The 24,562-nt window shown below is 71.0% G+C and carries 18 protein-coding genes and 1 pseudogene; 7 read left to right on the top strand and 12 right to left on the bottom strand.

What is annotated here, in order from left to right:
• Window positions 1–20: 20 nt before the first annotated feature.
• The 7 genes and pseudogenes from VO99_RS20990 to VO99_RS31880 all read right to left on the bottom strand — a co-directional run.
• The gene (locus VO99_RS20990; protein ID WP_046114879.1) at window positions 21–620 is read right to left on the bottom strand and encodes a DUF1415 domain-containing protein; all 600 of its coding nucleotides are present in this window, start codon (window positions 618–620) and stop codon (window positions 21–23) included.
• Window positions 620–2,701, bottom strand: a complete 2,082-nt coding sequence (locus VO99_RS20985) for a M3 family metallopeptidase (protein ID WP_046114878.1) — start codon at window positions 2,699–2,701, stop codon at window positions 620–622. The genes VO99_RS20990 and VO99_RS20985 overlap by 1 nt, the downstream gene beginning before the upstream one ends.
• Complete coding sequence (locus tag VO99_RS20980; protein WP_046114877.1) at window positions 2,698–3,345, bottom strand: hypothetical protein; 648 nt, start codon at window positions 3,343–3,345, stop codon at window positions 2,698–2,700. Before VO99_RS20980 ends, VO99_RS20985 begins: the two co-directional genes overlap by 4 nt.
• Before the next feature lie 73 nt (window positions 3,346–3,418).
• Window positions 3,419–4,765: a class-II fumarase/aspartase family protein gene (locus tag VO99_RS20975; protein WP_046114876.1), complete on the bottom strand. Its 1,347-nt coding sequence runs from the start codon at window positions 4,763–4,765 to the stop codon at window positions 3,419–3,421.
• 12 nt (window positions 4,766–4,777) lie between these two features.
• Complete coding sequence (locus VO99_RS20970) at window positions 4,778–5,878, bottom strand: porin (protein ID WP_046114875.1); 1,101 nt, start codon at window positions 5,876–5,878, stop codon at window positions 4,778–4,780.
• A gap of 2 nt (window positions 5,879–5,880) precedes the next feature.
• Window positions 5,881–6,837, bottom strand: coding sequence for a Bug family tripartite tricarboxylate transporter substrate binding protein (locus VO99_RS31885; protein WP_375136413.1), 957 nt, complete (start codon window positions 6,835–6,837; stop codon window positions 5,881–5,883).
• 75 nt (window positions 6,838–6,912) lie between these two features.
• A pseudogene (locus VO99_RS31880) lies at window positions 6,913–7,962 on the bottom strand (4-oxalomesaconate tautomerase); the annotation flags it as partial.
• Between the two features lie 100 nt (window positions 7,963–8,062).
• Between VO99_RS31880 and VO99_RS20960 the strand changes: the two are divergent.
• Complete coding sequence (locus tag VO99_RS20960) at window positions 8,063–9,001, top strand: LysR family transcriptional regulator (RefSeq protein WP_046114873.1); 939 nt, start codon at window positions 8,063–8,065, stop codon at window positions 8,999–9,001.
• Between the two features lie 50 nt (window positions 9,002–9,051).
• Here VO99_RS20960 and VO99_RS20955 read toward each other — a convergent pair whose 3' ends face one another.
• The 4 genes from VO99_RS20955 to VO99_RS20940 form a co-directional block, all read right to left on the bottom strand.
• Window positions 9,052–9,270 carry a cold-shock protein gene (locus VO99_RS20955; RefSeq protein WP_046114872.1) on the bottom strand — a complete coding sequence of 73 codons (219 nt, stop codon included), beginning with the start codon at window positions 9,268–9,270 and terminating at the stop codon, window positions 9,052–9,054.
• A 203-nt stretch (window positions 9,271–9,473) separates the two neighbouring features.
• Entirely contained in the window at window positions 9,474–12,131 is a 2,658-nt protein-coding gene (gene ligD / locus VO99_RS20950) for a DNA ligase D (RefSeq protein ID WP_375136411.1), read from the bottom strand.
• Window positions 12,119–12,661 carry a TspO/MBR family protein gene (locus tag VO99_RS20945; protein WP_046114871.1) on the bottom strand — a complete coding sequence of 181 codons (543 nt, stop codon included), beginning with the start codon at window positions 12,659–12,661 and terminating at the stop codon, window positions 12,119–12,121. Before VO99_RS20945 ends, ligD begins: the two co-directional genes overlap by 13 nt.
• A gap of 86 nt (window positions 12,662–12,747) precedes the next feature.
• Window positions 12,748–13,686: a LysR substrate-binding domain-containing protein gene (locus tag VO99_RS20940; RefSeq protein WP_046114870.1), complete on the bottom strand. Its 939-nt coding sequence runs from the start codon at window positions 13,684–13,686 to the stop codon at window positions 12,748–12,750.
• 83 nt (window positions 13,687–13,769) lie between these two features.
• Between VO99_RS20940 and VO99_RS20935 the strand changes: the two genes are divergently transcribed.
• From VO99_RS20935 to VO99_RS20915, 5 genes are all read left to right on the top strand, one after another.
• A complete protein-coding gene (locus VO99_RS20935; protein ID WP_046114869.1) occupies window positions 13,770–14,771 on the top strand; it encodes a tripartite tricarboxylate transporter substrate binding protein BugE in 1,002 nt (333 codons plus the stop codon).
• Complete coding sequence (locus VO99_RS20930) at window positions 14,768–15,640, top strand: N-formylglutamate amidohydrolase (RefSeq protein WP_046114868.1); 873 nt, start codon at window positions 14,768–14,770, stop codon at window positions 15,638–15,640. The genes VO99_RS20935 and VO99_RS20930 overlap by 4 nt, the downstream gene beginning before the upstream one ends.
• Before the next feature lie 63 nt (window positions 15,641–15,703).
• Complete coding sequence (locus VO99_RS20925) at window positions 15,704–17,623, top strand: B12-binding domain-containing radical SAM protein (RefSeq protein WP_046114867.1); 1,920 nt, start codon at window positions 15,704–15,706, stop codon at window positions 17,621–17,623.
• A 198-nt stretch (window positions 17,624–17,821) separates the two neighbouring features.
• On the top strand, window positions 17,822–19,360 hold the full coding sequence (locus VO99_RS31745) for a methyl-accepting chemotaxis protein (protein WP_046114916.1): 1,539 nt from the start codon (window positions 17,822–17,824) through the stop codon (window positions 19,358–19,360).
• A gap of 33 nt (window positions 19,361–19,393) precedes the next feature.
• On the top strand, window positions 19,394–21,967 hold the full coding sequence (locus VO99_RS20915; protein ID WP_046114866.1) for a 2-oxoglutarate dehydrogenase E1 component: 2,574 nt from the start codon (window positions 19,394–19,396) through the stop codon (window positions 21,965–21,967).
• Between the two features lie 42 nt (window positions 21,968–22,009).
• Here the strand turns inward: VO99_RS20915 and VO99_RS29125 are convergent, their stop codons facing one another.
• Window positions 22,010–23,854, bottom strand: coding sequence for a carboxypeptidase regulatory-like domain-containing protein (locus VO99_RS29125; protein ID WP_052736508.1), 1,845 nt, complete (start codon window positions 23,852–23,854; stop codon window positions 22,010–22,012).
• A gap of 195 nt (window positions 23,855–24,049) precedes the next feature.
• On the opposite strand from VO99_RS29125, the gene VO99_RS20905 reads away from it, so the two are divergent.
• The gene (locus VO99_RS20905) at window positions 24,050–24,559 is read left to right on the top strand and encodes a VOC family protein (RefSeq protein WP_046114865.1); all 510 of its coding nucleotides are present in this window, start codon (window positions 24,050–24,052) and stop codon (window positions 24,557–24,559) included.
• The last annotated feature ends 3 nt before the right edge of the window (window positions 24,560–24,562 follow it).

The raw sequence follows: 24,562 nt of genomic DNA, 5'->3' as shown, positions 1-24,562 counted from the left end.
CGCGGCAGCCGCGGGGGCGCTCAATCGTGCCCCGAAGGGCCTGCAGCAATCGACGTGCGCGCATCGGCTTCCCACCGCGCACGCAGGGCCTCCCAGCCGTCGTGGCCCAGGTCGGCCAGGGTGCGCTGGTTCACCTCGAAGATGGCCTCGGGCTCCGGGAAGGCGGCCACCGCGCGGTCGATGCTCTCCTCGCGCAGCAGGTGCAGCATCGGATAGGGCGACTGGTTGGTGGCGTTCTCGATGTCGCCGGGCTCGGTGCCTTCGAAGCGGTATTGCGGGTGGAAGCTGGCCACTTGCAGCACGCCTTCCAGGCCCAGGTCTTCCAGCAGCGCGTCGGCGGCGTCCAGGAACTGGTTGTAGTCGTCGAAGTCGGTGAGCACCGCCGGATGGATCAGCAGGCAGGTGTCGGTTTCCGCCGGGTCGGTGGCGGCCAGGGCCTGCATCTCGTCGGCCAGCTGCTGCAGCAGCGCCTCGGGCTCGGGCGATTCGCACACCGCGAAGCGCACCTGCCCGCGCACGTGCACCGCCTTGGCAAACGGGCACAGGTTCAGGCCGATGACCGCATGCTCCAGCCAGGCCCGCGTCTCGGCCACCGCCTGTGGCGCGCTCACGGCGGGCATCAGGCCGCTCCCTGGCTGGCGGCTTCGGGCAGCAGGCCGCGCTGGCGCAGCATCGGCTCCACCACCGGCGGCCGGCCGCGGAAGGCCACGAACGCCTCTTCCGGCGCCACGCTGTTGCCCGCCGCGTAGACATGGCGCAGCAGCCGGCCGGCCACCTGCGCATCGAACGGGCTGCCGGCTTCCATGAAGGCGTCCCAGGCATCGGCGTCCAGCACCTCGGCCCACAGGTACACGTAGTAACCCGCCGCATAGCCGTGGCCGGCGAACAGGTGCTGGAAGTGGGTGAAGCGGTGGTTGATCCCGGCCGCATGCGGCAGGCCGCGCTCGGCCAGCACCTGCGCCTCGAAGGCCACCGGATCGGCCGGCACCTGCGCCAGCGGCAGCGCATGCACGGCCATGTCCGTGAGGGCGCTGCCCACGTAGCGCACCGCCTCGTAGCCCTGGCCGAAGCGCTCGGCGGCCTGCAGCCGCTGGACCAGCGCCTGCGGGATCGGCTCGCCGGTGTGCACGTGGCGGGCGTGGCGCTGCAGCACCTCGGGCTCGGTGGCCCAGTGCTCGTACAGCTGCGAAGGCAGCTCCACGAAATCCCGCAGCACCTGGGTGCCGGCCAGCCGTTCATAGCGCACGCTGGACAGCAGGCCGTGCAGGCCGTGGCCGAACTCGTGGAACAGCGTGCGCACATCGTCGAAGCCGAGCAGCGTGGGCTCGCCGGCCGCGGCCTTGGCGAAGTTGTTGTTGTTGACGATGATCGGATGCACCTCGGCGCCGTTGCGGTGCTGGCGCCGGTAGGCGCTCATCCAGGCGCCGCTGCGCTTGGTGGGCCGCGCGAAGTTGTCGTGCAGGAACAGGCCCACCACCCCGCCCGCGGCATCGCGCACCTCGTAGGCCTTGACGTCGGCGTGGTAGAGCTGCAGCTGCGGCTGCTCGGTGAACTGCAGGCCGAAGAGGCGCTGCGCGCAGTCGAAGGCCGCGGCCACCATGCGCTCCAGCGAAAAGTACGGCTTCACCTCGGCATCGTCGATGGCGTAGTGGCGCTGGCGTACCTGCTCGGCCCAGTAGCGCCAGTCCCACGGTTCCAGCGTGCCGGTGTCGCCGGCTTCGGCGCGCAGCGCATCGATCTGCGCGCGCTCGCGGCCCATGGTGTCCACCGCGCGGGTCCACACGTCGTCCAGCAGCCGGGCCACCGCGGCCTGCGTGCCGGCCATGGTGTCGGCCAGCGTGAAGTCGGCAAAGCTGGCATGGCCGTGCAGCGCGGCCCGCTCGGCACGCAGCTGCAGGATCTCGTGCACCAGCGCGCGATTGTCGGTGGGGCCGGCATGCTCGCCGCGGCGGGTCCAGGCGCGCCAGGCCTGCTCGCGCAGGTCGCGCCGGGCGCTGAAGGTGAGGAAGGGCACGATCAGCGAGCGCGACAGCGTGATCACCGGCTGCGGCAGCTGCCGCGCACGGGCCGCCTCGCGTGCGGCCGCCAGCACGAAGTCCGGCAGGCCGGCCTGCTCGGCCGCCGTGGGCAGCGCCAGCTGCCAGCTGGATTCGTCGGCCAGCACGTTCTGGCCGAACTGCGTGGTGAGCGTGGCCAGCCGTTCCATGATCTGCGCATGCCGCGCGCGGGCCTCGGGCGCCAGCCGGGCACCGGTGCGCACGAAGTCCAGGTGCACCCGCTCGACCAGGCGCAGCTGCTCCGGGTCCAGGCCCAGCTCGGCGCGGCGCTGCCACACCGCATCGATGCGGCGGAACAGCGGCTCATGCAGCGAGATGGCGTTCTCGTGCGCCGCGATGCGCGGCGCCAGTTCGCGCTGCGCCTCACGCAAGGCGGGCGTGGCCTCGGAAGCGGCGAGGTTGGCGAAGCAGCCTTCCAGGTCGCTCATCAGCCGGCCCGATCGGTCGAAGGCGGCGATGGTGTTGTCGAAGGTGGGCTCCGCCGCCTGCTGGGCGATGGCGTCCAGCTCCTGGCGCTGCTGCTGCATCGCCACCTCGAAGGCGGGCGCGAAGTGCGCGGCCTCGATCTGCGCGAAAGGCGGCAGGCCGTGCGGCGCGGTCCACGGGGCCAGCAGCGGGTTCGGCGATCGAAGGTCCGCGCTCATTTGCCCGCCTTGATGGCTTTTTCGTCGTCCTCGCGATAGCGGCGGTCGGCGCAGTCGCGCAGCCAGGCCTGGCGCTGTTCCTCGGCGGCGGCGGTCTCGGCCGCCAGCACTGCCTGCTTCTCGTTCCAGGCGGCGGCGCGAGCGTCGTGCACCTTGGACTGTTCGTTCAGCGTATTCACCGCGGCGTCGTAGGCGGGCTGCAGCGGCGCGCCTTCGGCCTGCAGCGCGGCGGCATCGGTCTTGAGCTGCTTTTCCTCGGCCTGCAGGGCCTGCCGCGCGGTGTCGTCGGCGGCGGGCTGGGCGGCCTTGGCATTGAAGGCCTGGATGCGGCCGCTGAGCTCGCGCATGCGCTCGTTGAGCTGGCGGATGGCCTGGCCCTTGGCCTCGGCATCGGCCTTCAGCGGCTGCAGCGATTGCGAGAGCTTGACCACCTCGGCCCGCTCCGCATCCAGCGCCGCCTTGCTGGCCTCGGCGGCGACCCGCCGCTGCTCCACGTCGGCCTCGCGCTTCATGCAAGCGCGCAGCTCTTCCTTGGTCATGATGGGTGCCTTGCTGTTGGTCTTGCCGACAGGCACCTGCGCCAGGGCCGACGCAGCCGGCGCGATCAGCGCAGCGGCGGTCAGCAGCGGGAAAAGTCGCTTCAAGTTCGGGCTCCCGGTAGGAAGGTTCGCAAAGCCGGGATGATGCCATCCGGGCCTGGCCAACCTCCCGCGCCGGTCACCCGAGCGACGCCAGCACGCGGTCGACCATGTGGCCGCTCTGGCCCAGGTAGCCGGCCGGCTCGCACAGCGCGGCCAGCGCGTCGCGGTCCAGGTGGCGGCTGATGTCCGGGTGCGCGGCCAGCAGGTCCAGCAGCGGCCGCTGCTGCTGCACCGCATCCCGGCACAGGTCGTACACCAGGTCGTGCGCCGCCTCGCGGCCCAGGTAGGGGCCCAGGCCCATCATCACCGCCTCGCTCATCACCAGGCCGTGGGTGATGTCGATGTTGTGGCGCATGCGGGCCTCGTCCACCTCCAGCCCTTCCAGCACGAAGCGCGACTGCTTCAGCGCACCGGCCATCAGGCAGAAGGCCTCGGGCAGCACGATCCATTCGATCTCCCACGGGCCGGTGGAGCGCTCGTGGTCGGCCACCATCGCATCCATCAGCGCGGCCGCATGCTGGCGCACCACCGAGATGGCCGCGTGGATGTAGCAGCTGCTGATCGGGTTGCGCTTCTGCGGCATGGTGCTGCTGCTGCCGCGGCCGTGGGCATAGGGCTCGTACACCTCGGCCACCTCGGTCTGCATCATCAGCTTGACGTCCATGCTGAGCTTGCCCAGCGTGCCGCCCACCAGGCCGAGGAAGGCGCCCACCTCGGCGATGTTGTCGCGGATGGTGTGCCAGGCGATCAGCGGCTGCTGCAGGCCCAGCTCGGCGCACAGGCCGGCCTGCGTCTCCATCGCGCCGGTGGACAACGAGGCCAGCGTGCCGGCCGCGCCGGCGAACTCGCCCACCAGCACCCGAGCCTTCAGCTGCACCAGCCGCTGGCGGTGCCGCTCGATGGCCGACAGCAGGCCGGCCATCTTGTAGCCGAAGGTGACGGGAATGGCCTGCTGCAGGTTGCTGCGGCCGATCATCGGCGTGTCGCGGTGGCGGCGCGCCAGCTGCGCCAGCGCGGCGCTGATGGCGGCCAGCTCGTCGTCCACGATCTGCAGCGCCTCGCGGATCTGCAGCACGGTGGCCGTGTCGGTGATGTCCTGGGTGGTGGCGCCCCAGTGGCAGTACTCGCCCAGGCGGTCGCGGCACAGCGCATTGAGCTGCGACACCACGCCCAGGATGGGGTAGCCGATGCGCTCGGTCTGCTGGCGCAACTTGGCCATGTCGATCTCGTCGAGCCGGCAGTGGCGCACGATCTCGTCGGCCGCCTCCTGCGGTATCAGCCCCAGGCGGCCCTGCACGATGGCCAGCGCGCGTTCCACGTCCAGGTACTTCTGCGTGCGGTTCTCGTCCGACCACACCTGGCGCATGGCGTCCGACGAGAAGATGCCCTGGAAGATGGCGGAATCGATGAGGGTGGAAGGCATGGCAGCCCTTTCCTAGAAGGTGTGTCGGATGCCGGCTTCGGCACCGGTGGAGCGCTGGCCGCCGGCCAGCCCGGCCGGGCCGCCAGGCACGCTGAAGCTGGCGCCGCCGCGGTTGTCGATCACCGAGGCGGTGGCATACAGCGCGCTGCGACGGGACAGGTTGTGCACGTAGCCCAGGCCCCACTGCCGCGCTTCGTTGCCGCCGATGCCGGCGGTGCCCACGCGGCCGGAGAAGTCGGCCCGGTTGAAGGAGAACTTCAGCTCGTGCGCACCCACCGGCACCACCAGGCCGACCAGCAGGTTCAGCTGCCGTGCATCGGGCAGCTCGAAGCGCCGCACGGCCAGGCTGAGCCGGCCGAAGCCCAGCGCATAGCTCGCGCCCAGGGCCGTGTCCTGGAAGCGCTCGTCGTCGGGCAGGGCCGGCTCGGTAGCCGTGTGCGCGGCCGACAGCACCCAGGCGCCGCCGGCCCAGCCGATGCGGGCACCGGCCAGCTTGTACTGCCCGCTGCCGGCCGCGCCGCCCTCGCCGGCCGCAAGCATCACGCCGCCTTCCAGGCCGGCCAGGCCCGCGGGCAGCAGCCACTGCACGGCGTTGCTGGAGCGCACCGTGGTGTTGGCCGTGGTGCCGAAGGCCGAGCGGATGGGCCCGCGCTGGCTGGCCGCCATCAGGTTGTTGGAGCCGGCCACGCCCACGTAGCTGAAGGGATCGAAGCGGCTCCAGCCGGTGTAGCTGGGCACGAAGTCGCGGCCGGCGCGCAGCTCGCCCCAGGCCTTGGCGGCCAGGCTGAGCGTGCTGCGGCGGTCCCAGAACTGCGTGGCCTGCACCGCGGTGCCGGCGTCGGCGGCGATGCCGTGCTCCAGGTGGAAGCCGGCCGACAGGCCGCCGCCCAGGTCCTCGGTGCCGCGGATCACCAGGCGGCTGGTGGCGTTGGAGCCGCTGACCAGCGACTGCATGCTGCCCAGGCCTTCGTTGTGCACGGTGCGTGCAGCCAGGTCGACGATGCCGGACAGCGTGACGCTGGACTGGGCCAGCGCCGGTCCCGCGATGGCGGTGGCGGCGGCGGCCAGGGCGGCACCGGCCGCGTGGCGATGGTGGAAGTGGAGGGCGCGCATGCTCACTCCACCGTCAGCCGGGCATCGGCCACCACGCGCTTCCACTTGGCCAGCTCGGCCTTCACCAGCGCACCCAGCTCGGCCGGGCTGCTGGTCTGCACGTCGGCGCCGTTGTCCTCGAAGCGCTTGACCACCTCGGCATCGGCCAGCACCTGGTTGACGGCCTTGTTCAGCTTGTCCACCACGGCCTTGGGCGTCTTGGCGGGTGCGAAGAGCGCATACCACTGCGTGACGTCCACGCCGTCCACGCCAGCCTCCTTCAGCGTGGGCACGTCGGGCAGCGCGGGCACGCGCTTGGGGCCGGCCACGGCCAGCGCGCGCAGCTTGCCGTTCTTCACATGCGGGTAGGCGGTGAACAGGCTGGGAAACATGAACTGCGTCTGGTCGGCGATGGTGTCGTTGACCGCGGGCGCCGAGCCCTTGTAGGGCACGCCCAGCATCACCACGCCGGCATTGAGCTTGAACAGCTCGGCCGCGAAATGCGGCGCCGTGCCGTTGCCGGCCGAGGCATAGGTGTACTTGTCGGGCTTGGCCTTGAGCTGCGCCACCAGGTCGCGCACGTCCTTCACGGGCACGTTCTTGCTGGCCACCATCAGCGTGGGCGAATAGCCCACCAGCCCGATGGGCTCGAAGTCGGCCACCGGGTCGTAGCGCAGCTTCTGCAGCGCGGGGTTCATGCCGTGGGTGGCGATGTAGCCCAGCATCAGCGTGTGGCCGTCGGGTGCGGCGCGGGCCACGTATTCGCTGGCGATGGAGCCGTTGGCGCCGGCACGGTTGTCGATGATGACCGTCTGGCCCAGCATGCCGCCCAGCTTCTGGCCGATGGTGCGGGCCATGGCGTCGTTGGCGCCGCCGGCGGCGGTGGGCACCACGATGGTGATGGTCTTGGTGGGATAGGCGGCATCGGCGGGGCCGGCCTGCACCAGGGCGGGCGCGGCGGCCGCCAGGGCGGCGGACACCAGGGGGGCGATCAACTTCTTCACGGGCTTGTCTCCGTCCAGGGGTTTCGAGAACACGTAATCGGGGATGTGGATCTCCCCTTGCAGAATCTTTCGGGCGGTGCGCACCAGCGCCGCGCGCTGGATGCGGGCCTCGGCGCCCTCGCCTTCGATGGCCACGGCCACATCAATGCGGCCTTGCGGGTGCAGCACCAGCACGTTGCGCGGGCCGCTGCGCTGCCGCGCGCTACTGGCCACCGTGCCGGGCAGCGCAAAGGCCGCAGCCACGCCGATGGCGCCGGTGACCGCATGCGATGCATGGCAGCGCCGCGGCGTGAAGTAGCGCGAGGTGATGCTGTCGGGCCCGTCGCCTTCGCTGACGATCACCGGCTTGGGGATCACGCTGTCGGACACGTCGCCCAGTCCCATCAGCTCGCCGGCCTGGCGGCGCAGCGATTCCAGCGTGGCCAGCAGCGGCGCGTCGGCATCGAGCACCGCCGGCGTCTCGCGCCCCGTGAGGCCCAGGCTGGCGGCCTGCACCACCATCAGCGGCATGGCCGCGTCAATGCAGGTGACGGCGATGCCGCCGATCAGGTCGGTGCGCCGGCCCGTGGGGAACACGCTGCCCGTGACCGCGCCCCAGGCATCGAGGAAATCGAGCTGGATGGGCGCCGCGGTGCCGGCCACGCCGTCGATGCGCACGCTGCCTTCGTACTGCACCCGGCGGCCGGGGGTCTGCACCGTCACGTCGATGCGGGCGCCGGTGTTGACGTTGTGCACCCGCACGCGGGTCTCGCCTTCCTGTGCGGCCACCAGGCCCTGTTCGATGGCGAAGGGGCCGACGCCCGACAGCATGTTTCCGCAGTTGGGCCGGGTGTCGACCGACTGCTGGCCCACGCCCACCTGGGCAAAGAGGTAGTCCACTTCGCAATCGGGCTGCTGGGAGCGCGACACGATGGCCACCTTGCTGGTGAGCGTGCTGCCGCCGCCCACGCCGTCCACCTGCAGCAGGTCGGAGGCGCCGATGGCGCCGATCAGCGCCTGGTCACGCGCCAGGTCGTCGGCGGGCAGCCATTCCCGCAGGAAGAACGGCCCGCGGGAGGTGCCGGCCCGCATCAATACGCAAGGAAGGGTGAGCTGTGCCATGGGTTGAATCATGGGCGGCCCATCGATGCGCGTGAATTGCACAGTGGGTATCGATTGATCCACACTGTCGATCAATCCGGAACTTGACGCGGCGCCCGCCATGGCCATCCATTTCGACCTGAACGACCTGCTCGCCTTCCGCGCGGTGGCCGAGCTGAGCAACTTCCGCCGTGCGGCGGAAGCGGTGCACATCTCGCAGCCGGCCTTCAGCCGCCGCATCGAGAAGCTGGAGGAGGCGCTGGGCGTGCGCCTGCTCGACCGCACCACCCGGCGCGTGAGCCTGACAGCCGTGGGCCGCGACTTCGCGCGCAAGGTGCAGCAGATCCTGGACGAGCTGGACAGCACGCTGCTGGGCATCCGCGGCGTGGCGGCCACGCGCATGGGCGAGGTGACCATCGCCTGCGTGCCGTCGACGGTGTACTACTACCTGTCGCGGGTGATCCAGCGCTACCGCGAGGCCTACCCGAAGATCCGCGTGAAGGTGCTGGATGCCAGCGCCAATGCGGTGCTGGATGCGGTGTCGCGCGGCGAGGCCGACTTCGGGCTGAACTTCATCGGCGCGCAGGAGCCCGACATCGAGTTCACGCCGCTGCTGGAAGAGCGCTTCGTGGCGGCCTGCCGGCGCGACCATGCGCTGGCGCGCAAGCGGCGCGTGACCTGGCAGGAACTGGCCGCCTTCGATTTCATCGCCGTGAGCAAGAGCTCCGGCAACCGGCTGCTGCTGGACCAGGCACTGGCCGGCGTGCACGGCCGCCCGCAGGCGGTGTACGAGGCGCAGCACGTCACCACGCTGCTGGGCCTGGTGGAAGCGGGCCTCGGCGTGGCGGCGGTGCCTTCGATGGCGATGCCGGGCAAGGACCATCCGTTGCTGGTGAGCATCCCGCTGGAGGAGCCGGTGGTCACGCGGCATGTGGGGCTGATCCGCCGGCGCGGCCGCAGCCTGTCGCCGGCGGCGCAGCAGCTGTTCGACTTCTTCGCGGAGCTGGAAGTGACCCAGTCGGCCCGCCGCAGCCGGCGACCGCGGAAAGTACAGGCGTAAAAAAACCGCGGCAAGCCGCGGTTCTTTGCTACCGAATCAGCGTGAGCTGATTACAGCGGGCGGATGTTCGAAGCCTGGGGGCCCTTCTGGCCTTGGGTCACTTCGAATTCAACGCGTTGGCCTTCGCTCAGGCTCTTGAAGCCTTCAGCGCGGATTTCCTTGAAGTGCGCGAAGAGGTCCTTGCCGCCTTGTTCCGGCGTGATGAAGCCGAAGCCCTTGCCGTCGTCGAACCACTTGACGATGCCGGTTTGCGTTTGCTTGGTGGACATGATGTTCCTTGGGTAAAAAGAAGCACGCGCAGCACATGCTGACGCGTGGCAGAGACACGCAAGAAATCACCAGGGGGAGAAATCCATACCGAGCCTGCCACCGAATGGGACAGGAAGATCGAATGACCTCATAGAGACGGTCTTGTGTATGCCTACCTAGCCAGTGTAACCCCGTTCAGGGGGTAGCGCCCCCCATTTGCAAACTATTTCATTGCGGGCGGTACGAAATCCAGTATGCGCATCGCATTGGCCAGGCCCTGCTTCTTGGCGGCCGAGGCGCCGGCCCAGGCTTCGGGCTGCGACAGCCGCTCGTCCACGTTGCGCAGGTGGTAGTGCGCGCCGCTGGTGAGCGAGGCCAGTTCGTCCCAGCCCACCGGCACCGACACGCCCATGCCCGGCCGCGCCCGCGGCGACCAGGCGGCCACCGTGGTGGCACCGCGGCCGTTGCGCAGGTAGTCCACGAAGATCCGGCCCACGCGGTTCTTCGGGCCGCTCTTGGCCACGAAGCGGTCGGGCAGCGTCTGCGCCAGGTGCAGCACGATGCGCTGCGACAGCGACTTCACCGCGTCCCAGCCGAGCGAGGGCTTGAAGGGCACCACCACATGCAGGCCCTTGCCGCCGCTGGTCTTCAGCAGCGATTGCAGGCCCAGCTCGTCCAGCAGCGCATGCACCAGCTGCGCGCCTTCGGCGATCTGCGGCCAGGCCACGCCTTCGCCGGGGTCGAGGTCGAAGGTCATGCGATCGGGCTGGTCGATGGCCGCGGTGGTCGCATTCCACGTATGCAACTCGATGACGTTGAACTGCACCGCGTTCAGCAGCGCCTCGGTGCTGGCGATCTCCATCAGCGGCGCATGCTCGGGGTCGAACGAAGGATCGAGCTGGAGCAGGCCCTTGATCTTGCCGCTGTCGTGCTTCTGGAAGAACAGCTCGCCGCCGATGCCGGCCGGTGCCCGCACCAGCGACACCGGCCGTCCGCGCAGGTGCGGCAGCAGCCGGCTGGCGGCGCGGGCCGCGTACTCGGCCAGCTCCTGCTTGGTGATGCCGGTGCTGGCGTCCACCACGCGGTCGGCATGCGTCAGCCGCAGGCCGGCAGGCAGCTTCACCGGGCGCGAGCGGGTGGTGGCCGCAGGGGCGGCGGGCGGCGCCTTGGCCTGCGCGCCGGCCGGCTTCTTCGCCGGCCTGGCCGCCAGTGAGCCTGACTGTCGAGGGGGCTCCACCGCCTGCTCCACGCCGATGGCCTGCGGCGGCTTGTCACTGCGCAGGCCGTGGAACACCGCCTGGCGCACGCGGCCGTCCTTGGTCCATTCGGCGAACGACACCTCGGCCACCAGCTCGGGCTTCACCCAATGGCCCTTGATGCCACGCGGCAGCTCGGTGAACGGCGCCGCGTCGGCGGCCAGCGGCTCGAGTTGTCTAGACAGGTCGGCCAGCGACTGCTGGTTGAAGCCGGTGCCCACGTTGCCTGCATAGTGCAGCGCGCCGGCCGCGTCGTGCACGCCCAGCAGCAGCGCGCCCAGGCCGGTGCGGCTGCCCTGCGGATCGGTCCAGCCGCCGATCACGAATTCCTGCCGCTGCTTGCACTTGAGCTTGATCCAGCTCTTGCTGCGGCCGGTGGCATAGGGTGCATCGGCCCGCTTGCCGATCACGCCTTCCATGCGCATCTGGCAGGCGGTGTGCAGCAGGTGCGACGGCTCCACCGCGAAGTCTTCGCTGAAGCGGATGTGTGGCAGCGTGCCCGCGGCCTCGATGCGCTCTCGCAGCAGGCGGCGGCGCTCGCGCAGAGGCTGCTCGCGCAGGTCCTGGCCGTCGAGGAAGGGCGCGTCGAAGAGGTAGTACAGGATGTCCTGCGTGCGGCGCTGCTCGAACACGTTCTGCAGGCGCTGGAAGCTGGGCACGCCCTGCTCGTCGAGCACCACGATCTCGCCGTCCAGCCAGGCCGCGTCGATGCCGAGCTGCGCCACTTCCTTGGCCACGCCCCGCAGCTTGGCCGTCCAGTCGTGGCCGTTGCGGGTGAATAGCTTCACCTCGCCACCGTCGACGCGCGCTAGCAGCCGGTAGCCGTCGAACTTCATCTCGTAAAGCCACTCGCCATCGGGCGGCACGCCGTCCACCAGCGTGGCCAGCTGGGGCTGCAGGGCTTCGGGCAGCGGCACGCGAGCCCGGCGCGGGGCGGGCTTCGCCGCAGCGGTCTTGGCGGCGGCGGTCCTGCGGGTGGCGGGCTGGGCAGCCGGCTTCTTGCGCGCCGTCTTGCGGGCGGCACCGGGCTCGCCGATGGCGGCGTCGCTCAGCACGCTGCCGGGCTCGGCCTCGGTGACGCTGTATTCGCTGGCCGGGCGCACCGCGTCGTCGTGTTCCTTGATGAGCAGCCACGGCGTCTGTCGCTCGTTGCCGCGGCCGCGCATGCGCACCAGCGTCCAGCGGCCGGCCAGCTTGTGGCCATGGAGGGTGAACTTGAGCTTGCCGGCGGCCAGCCCGGCCCGGGCATCACCTTCGGGCTGCCAGGTGCCGTTGTCCCACACGATCACCTGGCCGGCGCCATAGTGACCTTCCGGGATGGTGCCTTCGAAGCGCGCATAGTCCAGCGGGTGGTCTTCCACCTCCACGGCCATGCGGCGCTCGTGCGGGTCGAGGCTGGGGCCCTTGGGCACGGCCCAGCTCTTCAGGGTGCCGTCCAGCTCCAGGCGGAAGTCGTAGTGCAGCGAGCGGGCGGCATGCTTCTGGATCACGAAGTGCAGGCCGCTGCCGCTGGGCTGGCCGCCCTGCGGTTCGGGCGTGGCGCTGAAGTTGCGCTTGTCGCGGTAACGCTGCAGCGGATCGGCCATGGGCAGGGGATGTTCTTCCAGGAAGGTCAGTGCGGCCACCAGGCGACCAGGCCCAGCAGCGTGGCGAAGCCGATCCAGACAATGGAGGGGTACAGCCACACGGCGGCGGCGGCGCTGGCCCGCTGCACGCGGCGCGTGGTCAGCAGCACCAGGGCCAGCGAAGCCAGGTTGGCCGCGGCCGACAGGCCCGCATCGAAGCCCAGCGTCAATGCCGGATAGGCCAGCGACCAGGCCATCAGGGCCACCACCCAGCGCGCCGCGCGACGGCCCACCGCGCCGGCCTGCCACACGCGCCAGCGGGCCAGCCCCCACATGGGAAAGATCAGCACCCACATCAGCCCGACGAACCAGCCGGGCGGTGCCAGGCGGAGGCTCTCGAAGCCGTCGCTGCCGCCCCGCACGCCGGTGGCGAAGAGCAGGCCGTTGCCCACCAGCACCAGCAGCAGCGGCAGGCCCATGCTCCACCAGCGCGCGGCGCGGGTGGGCCGGTTCCACGGCGCAGTGGGCTCGGCAAGGTCCTGGCCGCGTCGAAGAGGCGGCAGCGGCGGGCGGGTGGCGGTGGTGGTCATGGGTACGGCAGCGTTTGCGCCGATCATGGCCGCGGCGCCCCGCAGGACCCGTCGGCGCCATTCGCAACAGGTTGTAGGACGGGGGCTCAGGCCGCGCAAGCGGCGCCGGGCAGCGTGAACGGCCTGCCCGCATCCTCCTCCGCCTCGGCCAGCAACCATTGGCGGAACGCCACCAGTGCCGGCCGGTGGGCATGGGCGGGTGGGCAGCACAGGTAGTAGCCGCGCGGCAGGATCACCGGCAGGTCGAAGGGCACCGCCAGTCGACCCGACTCCACCTCGGCCCGCACCAGGCAGCGCTGCACCAGGGCCACGCCCATGTCGGCCAGTGCGGCCTGCACCAGGATGCTGACCTGGTCGAAGGCCGAGGCCAGCACCGGCTGCACATCGGCCGCGCCCACGGCCTGGAACCACAGCGCCCAGTTGGCCGGCGAGGTGGTGTGGCCCAGCAGCGGTTCCGCGGCCAGTGCGGCTGGCGTGGCCCAGGCCCGCGCCGCGGCCCGCCGCGGGTGGCACACCGGCACCACCTGGCGGCCGATCACCTCGTCGCAATGCCAGGCCGGCCACTGGGCCGGGCCCAGGCCGGTGAGCAAGGCCGCATCGGGCGCGGCGTTGCCGCTGAAATCCTCGTCCTTGCGGTAGGGCACGAAGCGCAGCGTGACTTCCGGATGCAGCCGCTGGAAGCCAGCCAGCCGGGGCACCAGCCACACGCTGGCCAGCGTGGGCACCACGGCCAGCGCCAGCGTGGGGGCGCCGGCCGGTTGCCGCAGCCCGGCGCTGGCCTGCTCGATGGCTGCCAGCGGCGCCTGCACCTGATGCAGCAGCCTGCGGCCCGCCTCGGTGAGCACCAGTCCGGCCGGCTGGCGCAGCAGCAGCGCCTGGCCGAAGTGCGCTTCCAGCCGCGCCACCGCGCGGCTGATCGCACCCTGTGTGACGCACAGCGCCTGCGCCGCGCGGGTGAAGCTGCCGCTGCGGGCAGTGGCCACGAAGGCGTGCAGCTCGGACATCGAAGGGGAATGCAGCCGCATGGCAGGCGGTATGAACAAAGGTAATGCGCGAGTGCCGGATTGTCGTTTGTGCCCGCGGCCGCCCTGCACCAGACTGCGCCGCCATGAGCATCCACCGCCTTCCCTCCCCCGGCCGCCGCGCCGCCTGCCTGGCGCTGGCCGCGTTGGCCACGGCCGGCCTGGCTCCTGCCACCGCGCAGGAGGCCTATCCCAGCCGGCCCATCAAGCTGATCGTGCCCTTCTCGCCCAGCGGCAGCACCGACATGGCCGCCCGCCTGATCGCCGAGTACGCCGGCCGCGAGCTGGGCCAGACCTTCGTGGTGGAGAACCGCGCCGGCGCCGGCGGCTCGCTGGGCATGGAGCAGGTGGCCAAGAGCAGGCCCGACGGCTACACGCTGGGCATGGCCTCGATGAGCACCCACGGCTCCAACCCCGCGGTGTACGCCGGCCGCATGAAGTACGACGCGGTCAAGGACTTCGCGCCGGTGACCAACGTGGCCACCGTGCCCAGCGTGTTCGCGGTCAACCCCAAGGTGCCGGCCAGGACGATGCAGGAGTTCATCGCGCTGGCCAAGGCCGAGCCCGGCAAGTACGCCTTCGCCTCGCCGGGCACCGGCTCGCTCGGGCACGCCAACATCGAGCACTTCATGTCGCTGGCCGGCATCGACCTGCTGCACGTGCCCTACAAGGGCGCCGGCCTGGCGATGACCGACGCGGTGGCGGGCCAGGTGGATGCCATCACCGACAACCTGCCCTCGGCGCTGACGCACATCAAGTCAGGTCGGCTGCGCGCGCTGGCGGTGCTGTCGGAGAAGCGCTCGCCGATGCTGCCCGACGTGCCCACCTACGGCGAGCTGGGCTTTGCACCCATGGGCGGCGGTGGCTGGTTCGGCGTGGTGGCGCCCGCCGGCACGCCGGCGCCGGTGATCGCGCGGCTGAACACGGCCATCCACAAGGCCATGCAGCACCCGGAGTTCATCCGCAAGATGGACGAGTCGGGCGCGACGCTGATCCCCGGCACGCCGGCCGACTTCGCGCGGCAGATCCAGGCCGCCATCGACCGCTACCAGCGCGTGGCCAAGGTGGCACGCATCAGCGCCGAATGACGATGGACAGCGCGCCCTTCACGCTGCTGGCACCGCAGGCTGCACCGCTGCCGCTGGTGTGCGACTCGCCGCACAGCGGCGTCGACTACCCGGAGGACTTCGGCCATGCGGTGCCGCAATGGCTGCTGCGCCGGGGCGAGGACACCCATGTCGACGCACTGTGGTCCGACGTGCCGGCGGTGGGCGGCACGCTGCTGGCCGCGCACTTTCCGCGCACCTACATCGACGTTAACCGCACGCTGGACGACCTCGACCCCGCGCTGCTCGACCAACCCTGGCCCACGCCGCTGAACCCCGGCGAGAAGACCCGGCTGGGCTACGGCCTGGTGTGGCGCAACGTCAATGCGGCCACGCCGATCTATGCGCGCAAGTTGTCTGTACAAGAGGTGCAGCAGCGCATCAGCCGCTGCTATGTGCCCTACCACGCGGCACTGGCCAGCGCGGTGGACGAGGCCATGCAGCGCTTCGGCCGCGTGTGGCACCTGAACCTGCACTCCATGCCCAACGACGCCTACGAGCGCCTGGGCATCCAAAGCCCGCATCCGCTGGCCGACTTCGTGCTGGGCGACCGCGACGGCAGCACCTGCTCGCCCGAGTTCGTGGCGCTGGTGGAAGCGGAGCTGCGCGCCCGCGGCTACACCGTGGCCCGCAACGACCCCTACAAGGGCGTGGGCCTGATCGCCAAGATCGGCCAGCCGGCGCTGGGCCGCCACAGCCTGCAGGTCGAGCTGCGCCGGCCGGTGTACATGGACGAGGCCACGCGCGAGCGCAATGCCAACTTCGCGACGGTGCAGGCCGACCTGGCGCAGGTGCTGTCTGCCATCGCCCGGTACATCTCGTCGAACGTCGGCACGCTGCGCCGGGCCTAAGCCCACATCCCGGCGGCGGCCCGGGGCGTGGCCGACAATGCGCGCCCCGCCTGCGCCCCGCCCATGTCCACCGCCCAGCCCTTCCGCGTGCTGTCCGTCATCCCGCCAATGACGCAGCTCAACACGCCCTATCCGTCCACCGCCTACCTCACCGGCTTCCTGCGCTCGCGCGGGTTCGACGCGGTGCAGGAAGACCTGGCGCTGGCCCTGGTGCTGGACCTCCTGTCGCCCACCGGCCTGGCCGCCGTGCGCAGCCGCGCGGAGGCGCTGCCGGCCGCGCAGCGCAGCCCGCAGGTGGCGCATTTCCTGGCCGAGGCCGAGCGCTACCTGGCCACCATCGGTCCCACCATCCGCTTCCTGCAGGGGCATGACGCCACGCTGGCGCACCGCATCAACACCCGGCGCTGGTTGCCCGAGGGCGCGCGCTTCCGCACGCTGGACGTGTATGTGGACGACGAAGGCGGCGACCCGCTGGCCTGGGCCTTCGGCGCGCTGGGCCTGCAGGACCGTGCCCGCCACCTGGCCACGCTGTACCTGAACGACCTGGCCGACGTGCTGCGCGACGCGGTGGACCCGCGCTTCGAGTTCGTGCGTTATGCCGAGCAGCTGGCCGCCAGCCAGCCCAGCTTCGACCCGCTGGCCGCCGCCCTGGCCGCGCCGCCCAACCTGGTGGACGAGCGGCTGTGCACGCTCGCGCTGCACGCCGTGGAGCGTAACCAGCCACGGCTGCTGCTGTTGTCGGTGCCCTTCCCCGGCGCGATGTACGCGGCGCTGCGCATCGCCCAGGCGGTGAAGGCGGCGCATCCGCAGATCGCCATTGCGCTGGGCGGCGGCTTCGTCAACACCGAGCTGCGCGAGCTGGCCGAACCGCGCCTCTTCGACTTCGTCGACTATGTGACGCTGGACGCCGGCGAGCGGCCGCTGCTGGCGCTGATCGACCACCTGCAGGGCAAGCGCTCGCGCCAGCGGCTGGTGCGCTGCTTCCTTCGCGATGCCGAGACCGGCGCAGTGCGTTACATGCACATGCCCGAGCCCGACGTGCCCTTCGACGAAGTGGGCACGCCCACCTGGGACGGCCTGCCGCTGGACAAGTACCTGTCGCTGCTGGACATGCTCAACCCGATGAACCGGCTGTGGAGCGACGGCCGCTGGAACAAGCTGACGGTGGCCCACGGCTGCTACTGGAAGAAGTGCAGCTTCTGCGACGTGAGCCTGGACTACATCAGCCGCTACGAGCAGGCCAGCGCCAAGACGCTGGTCGACCGCATCGAGGCCATCGTGCAGGAGACCGGGCAGACCGGCTTCCACTTCGTCGACGAGGCCGCGCCGCCCAAGGCGCTGTGGGGCCTGGCCGAGGAGCTGCAGCGCCGCAACCTGGACATCTCCTGGTGGGGCAACGTGCGCTTCGAGAAGACCTTCACGCCCGAGCTGTGCGAGGCCCTGGCCGCCAGCGGCTGCGTGGCGATCTCGGGCGGGCTGGAGGTGGCTTCCGACCGCCTGCTCAAGCTGATGAAGAAGGGCGTGTCGGTGGAGCAGGTGGCGCGGGTGACGCGGGCCTTCAGCGACGCCGGCATCCTGGTGCATGCGTACCTGATGTACGGCTTTCCGACGCAGACGGTGCAGGACACGGTGGACGCGCTGGAATACGTGCGCCAGCTGTTCGAGCAGGGCTGCATTCAGAGCGGCTTCTTCCACCGCTTTGCCTGCACGGTGCACAGCCCCGTGGGGCGTGACCCGCAGGACTACGGCGTGACGCTGCAGCCGCTGCCGCCCGGCAGCTTCGCCAAGAACGACGTGGCCTTCATCGACCCCACCGGCACCGACCACGACGCGATGGGCCAGGCGCTGAAGAAAGCCATCTACAACTACATGCACGGCATCGGCCTGGACGCCGACGTGCGCAGCTGGTTCGACGTGCGGGTGCCCAAGCCCACCGTCTCGCGCCACCGCATCGCGCGGGCGCTGCAGCAGCAGCCGGCCTGACCCAGGGCCCCGAATTTGTTACTGCGTGCCTGTCCGGGCTCGCCAGTAGTGATTCATTCGGCCAACTTTCACCTGCGGGCTCAATTTGAAAGGCTCGGCGCCGAAAACCCGGGCTTAACTGCACGGCCAGCCCTTGGTCGTTTCCCGCGCCGGCTGCGACGGCCGGCGCCCAACCCCGCAGGACCCGTAGTACCTCCCATGTTTGCAAACCTGAAGATTGGCACCCGGCTGGCCTTGGCCTTCTCCGTGGTGATCGCGCTTCTCATCGTCATCGTCGCCATCAGCGCCTCCGGCCTGAACCGCGTGCGCGGCATGATGGACAGCGTGGTCAGTGAACGTTATGCGCAGATCGCGCTGAGCAACACCATCAAGGCCTATGGCGACAAGGGCGTCATCACCATCGGCCGCATCCTGCTGTCCGGCAACGAAGAGCAGCTGAACAAGCACATGGCCGAGTACGCGGCCATCCGCGCGGCCAACACCGAGAACCTGAAGAAGTTCGAGCAGATGCTCAACTCCGACGAGACGCGGGCCATCTTCCAGGAGCAGGCGGCCGCCCGCAAGGAATACGGCGCCGTGGTGGCCAAGGTGTTCGCGCTGATGAAGGAAGGCAACCGCGAAGCCGCGATGGCCGTCTACCAGAACGACATGCCGGCGCCGCAGCAGAAGTACTACGCGCTGATCGACAAGATGGTTGACCACCAGTCGCAGAGCATGCTGGCCGACGTGGTGAGCGCCGAGGCCAGCTCGCAAAGCGCCAAGGTGCAGATGATCGTGGCCTCGGTCATCGCGGTGCTGCTGGGCGCGGTGACGGCCACCTACATCACCCGCTCGGTCACCCGCCCGATCCGCGGCGCCATCCAGCTGGCCGAGGCCGTGGCCGCCGGCAACCTGACCTACCGCGCCGAGCACACCGGCACCGATGAAGTGGGCCGCCTGATGAGCGCGCTGCAGGAGATGGTGCAGAGCCTGCACCGCATCGTGTCGCAGGTGCGCGGCGGCGCCGACACCATCGCCAGCGCCGCCAGCGAGGTGTCGCAAGGCAACCTGGACCTCTCCGCCCGCACCGAGCAGCAGGCCAGCGCGCTGCAGGAAACCGCCTCGGCGATGGAGCAGCTCACCTCGGCCGTGAAGGTCAGCGCCGCCAGTGCCGACGAGGCCAGCAAGTCGGCCGTGTCGGCCTCGCAGATCGCTATCCAGGGTGGTGAGGTGGTGGAACGCGTGGTGGGCTCGATGGCCTCCATCGCCAACTCGTCCAAGCGCATCGTCGAGATCATCGACGTGATCGACGGCATTGCCTTCCAGACCAACATCCTGGCGCTGAATGCCGCCGTGGAAGCCGCCCGGGCCGGCGAGCAGGGCCGCGGCTTCGCCGTGGTGGCCGGCGAGGTGCGCAGCCTGGCCCAGCGCAGCGCGCTGGCGGCCAAGGAGATCAAGGGCCTGATCGACGCCTCGGTGAGCCAGGTGGACGAAGGCAGCAAGATGGTGGAGCAGGCCGGCGCCACGATGAACCAGGTGGTGGCCAGCATCCGCCGCGTGAGCGACATCGTGGCCGAGATCAGCACCGCCAGCCGCGAACAGAGCATCGGCATCGAGCAGGTGAGCGCCACCGTGCAGCAGATGGACGACACCACGCAGCAGAACGCCGCGATGGTGGAGCAGAGCTCGGCCTCGGCCCGCGCGATGAAGGAACAGGCCGGCCAGCTGACCGGCGTGGTCAGCTCCTTCGCGCTCTGATCCCGGGTGCCCCACAGCATGCAGGACATACCGATGTTCTCCACCCCCTTGCACCCGCCTTTGGGCGCCGACGCGGCGGCCGGTGTGCGTCCCGAGGTGGCCCGCTTCATCGAGGCGCACCGTGGCCACGGCCACCGATTCGCGGCGCTGGACCCGCTGGGCAGCGCGGTGCCGCTGGACATCCAGCGCCTGGCGCCCGCGTGCTTCGGCCTGGCGCCCTCCGACGCGCTGACCCCCGACGGCCGCGCCTGGCACGGCCTGCAGCAGGTGCAGGCGCTGGACGAGCGGCTGAAGGCCGCCTGGTGCGGCGCGCTGACGCTGGATGCCTCCGCCGTGCGCGACGAGACCCGCCGCGACTGGCTGGTGCAGCGCATGGAAGCCCCGCGCAACGCACCGGCCGGCGCCGGCCTGCCGTTGCTGGACCGCCTGATCGAGGCGCAGGCCTGGGAACACCATGTGGCCGAGCACCATCCCGAGGGCAAGCGCTTCTCGCTGGAAGGCTGCGAAGCCCTGCTGCCGCTGGCCGATGCGCTGCTGGCCGCGGCCGCCGGCCACGGCATCGCCGACGTGTTCATGGGCATGCCGCACCGCGGCCGCGTGAACCTGCTGGTGAACCTGCTGCGCATGCCGGTGGCGGAGGTGCTGGACCATTTCCAGCGCCGGCCCCGCCACCCCGAGGCGCAGACCGACCTGATCTACCACCGCGGCGGCCGCCGACGCCTGGCCACGCGGGCCGGCGAGGTGATGCTGCGGCTGGCGCCCAACCCTTCGCACCTGCAGAGCGTGTACCCGGTGGTGATGGGCATGGCCCACGCCTGCCAGCGGGCCGGCACGCCCGCGCTGGCCATCGTCATGCATGGCGATGCGGCCTTCGCGGGCCAGGGCGTGGTGATGGAGACGCTGGCGCTGACGCAGAAGGTCGGCTACTCGGTGGGCGGCACGGTGCACGTGGTCATCAACAACCAGGTGGGCTTCACCGAGCTCAACCTGATGGACGCGCAGGCCGCGCGCTACTGCACCGACGTCACCCGCATGGTGGACGCGCCGGTGCTGCGCGTGAGTGCCGATGCACCGGAGGACGTGCTGCGCGCCGCCGCCATCGCGGTGGACTGGCGCATGCGCTTCGGCACCGACATCGTGATCGACCTGATCGGCTACCGCCGGCTGGGCCACTCCGAGCACGATGCACCCAAGGTGACGAATCCGCTGGGCTATGCGCTCACCGAGCACAAGCCTTCGGTGGTCGACCTGTACGGCGCCGCGCTGGCCAGCGACGGCCCGGCCGGCGATGCACAGATGGCGGCCCGCATCGCCGCCACCCGGCGCGCGGTGCGCGAGGCCTTCGGCCAGCCCGCGGCCACCGGCGCACTGCAGCCGGTGCAGGCCGCGCTGCCGGCACCGCACGAGGCCCGGCCCTGGGGCCCGGGCAGCGTGCAGGCGGCGGTGGCTGCCCTCACCCGCTGGCCGGAAGGCTTCGTGCCGCATCCGGTGATCGAGAAGCTGGTGCAGCGCTGGCAGGCCGCGGCCGATGGCCGCCATCCGCATGCCGACTGGTGCCTGGCCGAGACCCTGGCCTATGCCAGCGTGCTGCAGGCCGGCGTGGACGTGCGGGTCTCGGGCCTGGACGTGCAGCGCGGCACCTTCATGCACCGCCATGCGGTGTGGCATGACCAGGCGCCGCAGCCCGGCCAGCCCGACACCTTCGTGCCGCTGCAGCAGCTGGGCACGGCGGCGCGCTTCGACATCGTCAACTCGGTGCTGTCGGAAGAAGCGGTGGTCGGCTTCGAGTACGGCTACAGCGTGCAAGCCTGGCGATCGCTCACGGTGTGGGAAGGCCAGTTCGGCGACTTCGTCAACGGCGCGCAGGTCTACCTGGACCAGTACATCGCCGCGGGCGAGGAGAAGTGGGGCCAGCGCAGCCCGCTGGTGCTGCTGCTGCCGCACGGCTATGAAGGCGTGGGGCCGGAGCATTCCAATGCCTGGCTCAGCCGCTTCCTGCAGCTGTGCGGCGCGGGCAACCTGCAGGTGGCGATGCCTTCCACCGCGGGCCAGATGTTCAAGCTGCTGCGCCAGCAGGCACTGGCGGCCGAGCCGCGGCCGCTGGTGGTGATGACGCCCAAGACCACCCTGCATGAGGAGCCGGCCTCGCACACGCCGCTGGCGGCGCTGCTGCAGGGAGGCTTCGCGCCGGTGCTGGCCGACGACGGCATGGCGGCCAAGGCGACGGCGCGCCGGGTGGTGATCAGCAGCGGCAAGCTGCACTACGCCCTGCAGCATGCGCGGGCGGCAGCCGGGCTGGACGACGTGGCGCTGCTGCGGCTGGAACAGCTCTACCCCTTCCCCGCCGAGGCGCTGGCGCAGGCGCTGGCCCGCCACCCGGGCGTGGAAGCAGTGGTGTGGGCGCAGGAAGAGACGCTGAACCAGGGTGCCTGGTCCTTCGTGCGCGACGACCTGCAGGCCGCCATGGCCGCAGCCTGTCCGGCCGGCACCCCGCTGCATCGCGTGGCCCGGCCGGTGACGGCGGCGGGAGCCACCTCCTCCAAGCTGCTGCACCAGCAGCAGGAGGCGGTGCTGGTCGCGCAGGCCCTGGGCCTGGCGGCCGCCTGAGGCGGCGCGGGCCCCGCCTGGCGGGGCCCGCTTCCAGCCGCCTCAGCGCGGCTGGCAGAGGGCCGGCGGGGTGGCCGGCGCCGCAGGCGCGGCGGGCGCGGTGGCGCTCCAGGTGTTGACCGGCACCACGCTGACGGCACAGTTCGCGTCCACCACCAGGTCGAACACATGCCACCACAGGTTGCTGCCTTCGCCCGCCGGCGGGCTGAACAGCGTGAGCGCACCGCCGCGGTTCAGCTCCACCCGCACCGGGGAGCCGGTGAGGCCGGGGTTGAAGGTCTCGTCGTAGTTGTTCACCAGGTAGCGGTAGGTGCCCTGCATCAGCCGCGTGACGGTGATGACCTCGGGGCCGAAGCTGGTGGTGTCGTCCACGTCCAGTGCCACGTAGGGAGCGCTGGCCAGGCTGCCCGGATTGCCATACCAGACCAGCGTGCCGTCCGGCGCCAGCATGTAGGAATCCACGTCCTCCGGCAGCGTGCCCCAGGTCAGCTTGGCGCTGACGCCGGCGGTGGTGAAGGAGGTCACCAGGCATTCGGCCACGGTGGCATCGGCGGCGGTGGTGGTGCCCTGCACCCGCAGCGTGTTGGTCAGCCGGTCGCCCGCCAGGGCGGACAGCGTCAGCAGGCCGCCGCGCTTGACCTCGATGACGAACAGGCCGTCGGCACCGCTGACGGCGCGGGAGCTGCCGGAGTAGTCGATGCCGTCGGACAGCACCTGGGCATTGGCCACCGGCTGGCCAGCGGCATCGCGCACGCAGCCGCTCAGGCGCACCGTCTCGGCCACCTGGTCGGCATTCCAGGTGCTGAAGTGGGTGACGCTGCCTTCGTAGTACTGGTTGGGCATGGTGCCCTGCAGCGTGGCGCTGCCTTCCTGCACCCAGCGGCCGGTGGCTTCGTTCATGAAGAACAGCGGCACCGTGGCCGGCGGCGTGGGCGAGCGGGTGCCCAGCGGAATGCGCAGCGTGGCGGTGCGGCCGGCGGCCAGGTTGTAGGCCGCGCCGGAGGCGTCGCGGATGTCGATCTGCAGGGCGCCGAAACTCTCGATCAGCTGCGGTGCGGCCGCGCTGCCGGCGGTGAAGTCGCCGGGCATCAGCTGCGGGTTCACCGAGGGATCGATGGGCGTGAGCGAGACGTTCACGCTGGCCGCGGCGGTGCCGCCATCGCTGCGCACCAGGCTGCCGGGCGCCAGGCTGACCCGGGCCGTGGAGCCCGACACGGTCGCGTCGCCGCCATTGGCCAGCGTCACGCTGGTGGTGCTGCCCACCGGCAGCAGCTGGGCGGTCATCGTGGTGGATTGACCGGCCACGATGCTGGCGATGCGCACCGAAGGCGCATGGCCGGGGGCCTGCACACGGGCCACGGCACGCAGGCCCGCCGGGGCCTGCAGCGTGAAGCTGCCGTCGGCGCCGGTGGTGGTGCTCAGGCCACCCACCTCCACCACCGCACCGGCCAGGCCCTGGCCATCAGCGGCGGATTGCACGCGGCCGCTGAGCGTGCCGCGCGCGCCCGCATTGACGGTGAGCGCGGCGGTGGCGCTGGTGGTGCTGCCGCCGGGATTGCTGACCGTGACGCTGAACAGCGCGCCGTTGTCGGCCGCGGTGGCCGGCGCAGTGGTGTAGCTGGCGCCGGTGGCATCGGCGATGGCGGTGCCGTTGCGCAGCCACTGGTAGGTCAAGGGGCCGGGGCCTTCGGCCACCACGCTGAAGGTGCCGGTGGCGCCTTCGGCCACCGCCAGCGCTGCCGGGGCGGTGGTGATGGTGGGTGCGGCCACCAGGCCGGTGCCGGTCCCGTCGCCGCCGTCATCGTCGTCGTCGCCGAAGCAACCCGCGAGCGCCAGGCCCGCGAACATGCACAGCGCCCACAGGCGCAGCCATCGAAACAGTGTCATTCCCACTCCTGAGCTTTTGTCATGGGCCGGCTCGGTGGCCGGCTGCGGGCGATTCTCTGGAGCGGCGCCCGCATGGCATCCCCCCCTTTCGAGCGAGTTACATGCTGTCGCAGCTCGCGCTGTCGAAGCCGGGGTGGCTGCTTCGTCGTCAGCGCAGGAACGGTGCTTCGCCGGTCCGCCGCAGGAGTGCATGCCATGACGACATCCCCATCCGCTTCGGTCAACCCCACCCCGCCGTGCAACGGCGCCATCCCGTACCTGGTGGTGCGCGGCGCGCAGGACGCCATCGCGTATTACCAGCAGGCGCTTGGCGCGCAGCTCACCTTCCGGCTGGACACGCCCGCCGGCAGCGTGATGCATGCCGAGCTGAGCATCGGCGGCGCGCGCTTCATGCTCACCGAGGAGCAGCCGCAGTACCAGGCGCTGAGCCCGTTGACGCTGGGCGGCACCGCCAGCACTGCCGTGGTGTACGTGCCCGACGTGGATGCGGTGGTGGCGCGTGCGGTGGCGGCCGGCGCCCGCATCGGCATGCCGGTGGCCGACCAGTTCTGGGGCGACCGCGCCGGCCAGATCACCGATCCCTTCGGCCACCAGTGGATGGTGGCCACGCACATCGAGGATCCGACGCCGGAGCAGATGCAGCAGCGGATGCAGGCCATGTTTGCGCAGCAGCCGCCGCAGGGTTGCAGCGGCGGCGCTGGCTAGGCC

The organism is Aquincola tertiaricarbonis (assembly GCF_000969605.1).
Taxonomy (GTDB): domain Bacteria; phylum Pseudomonadota; class Gammaproteobacteria; order Burkholderiales; family Burkholderiaceae_C; genus Aquincola; species Aquincola tertiaricarbonis.
This window is presented reverse-complemented; position numbering and strand designations above follow the sequence as displayed.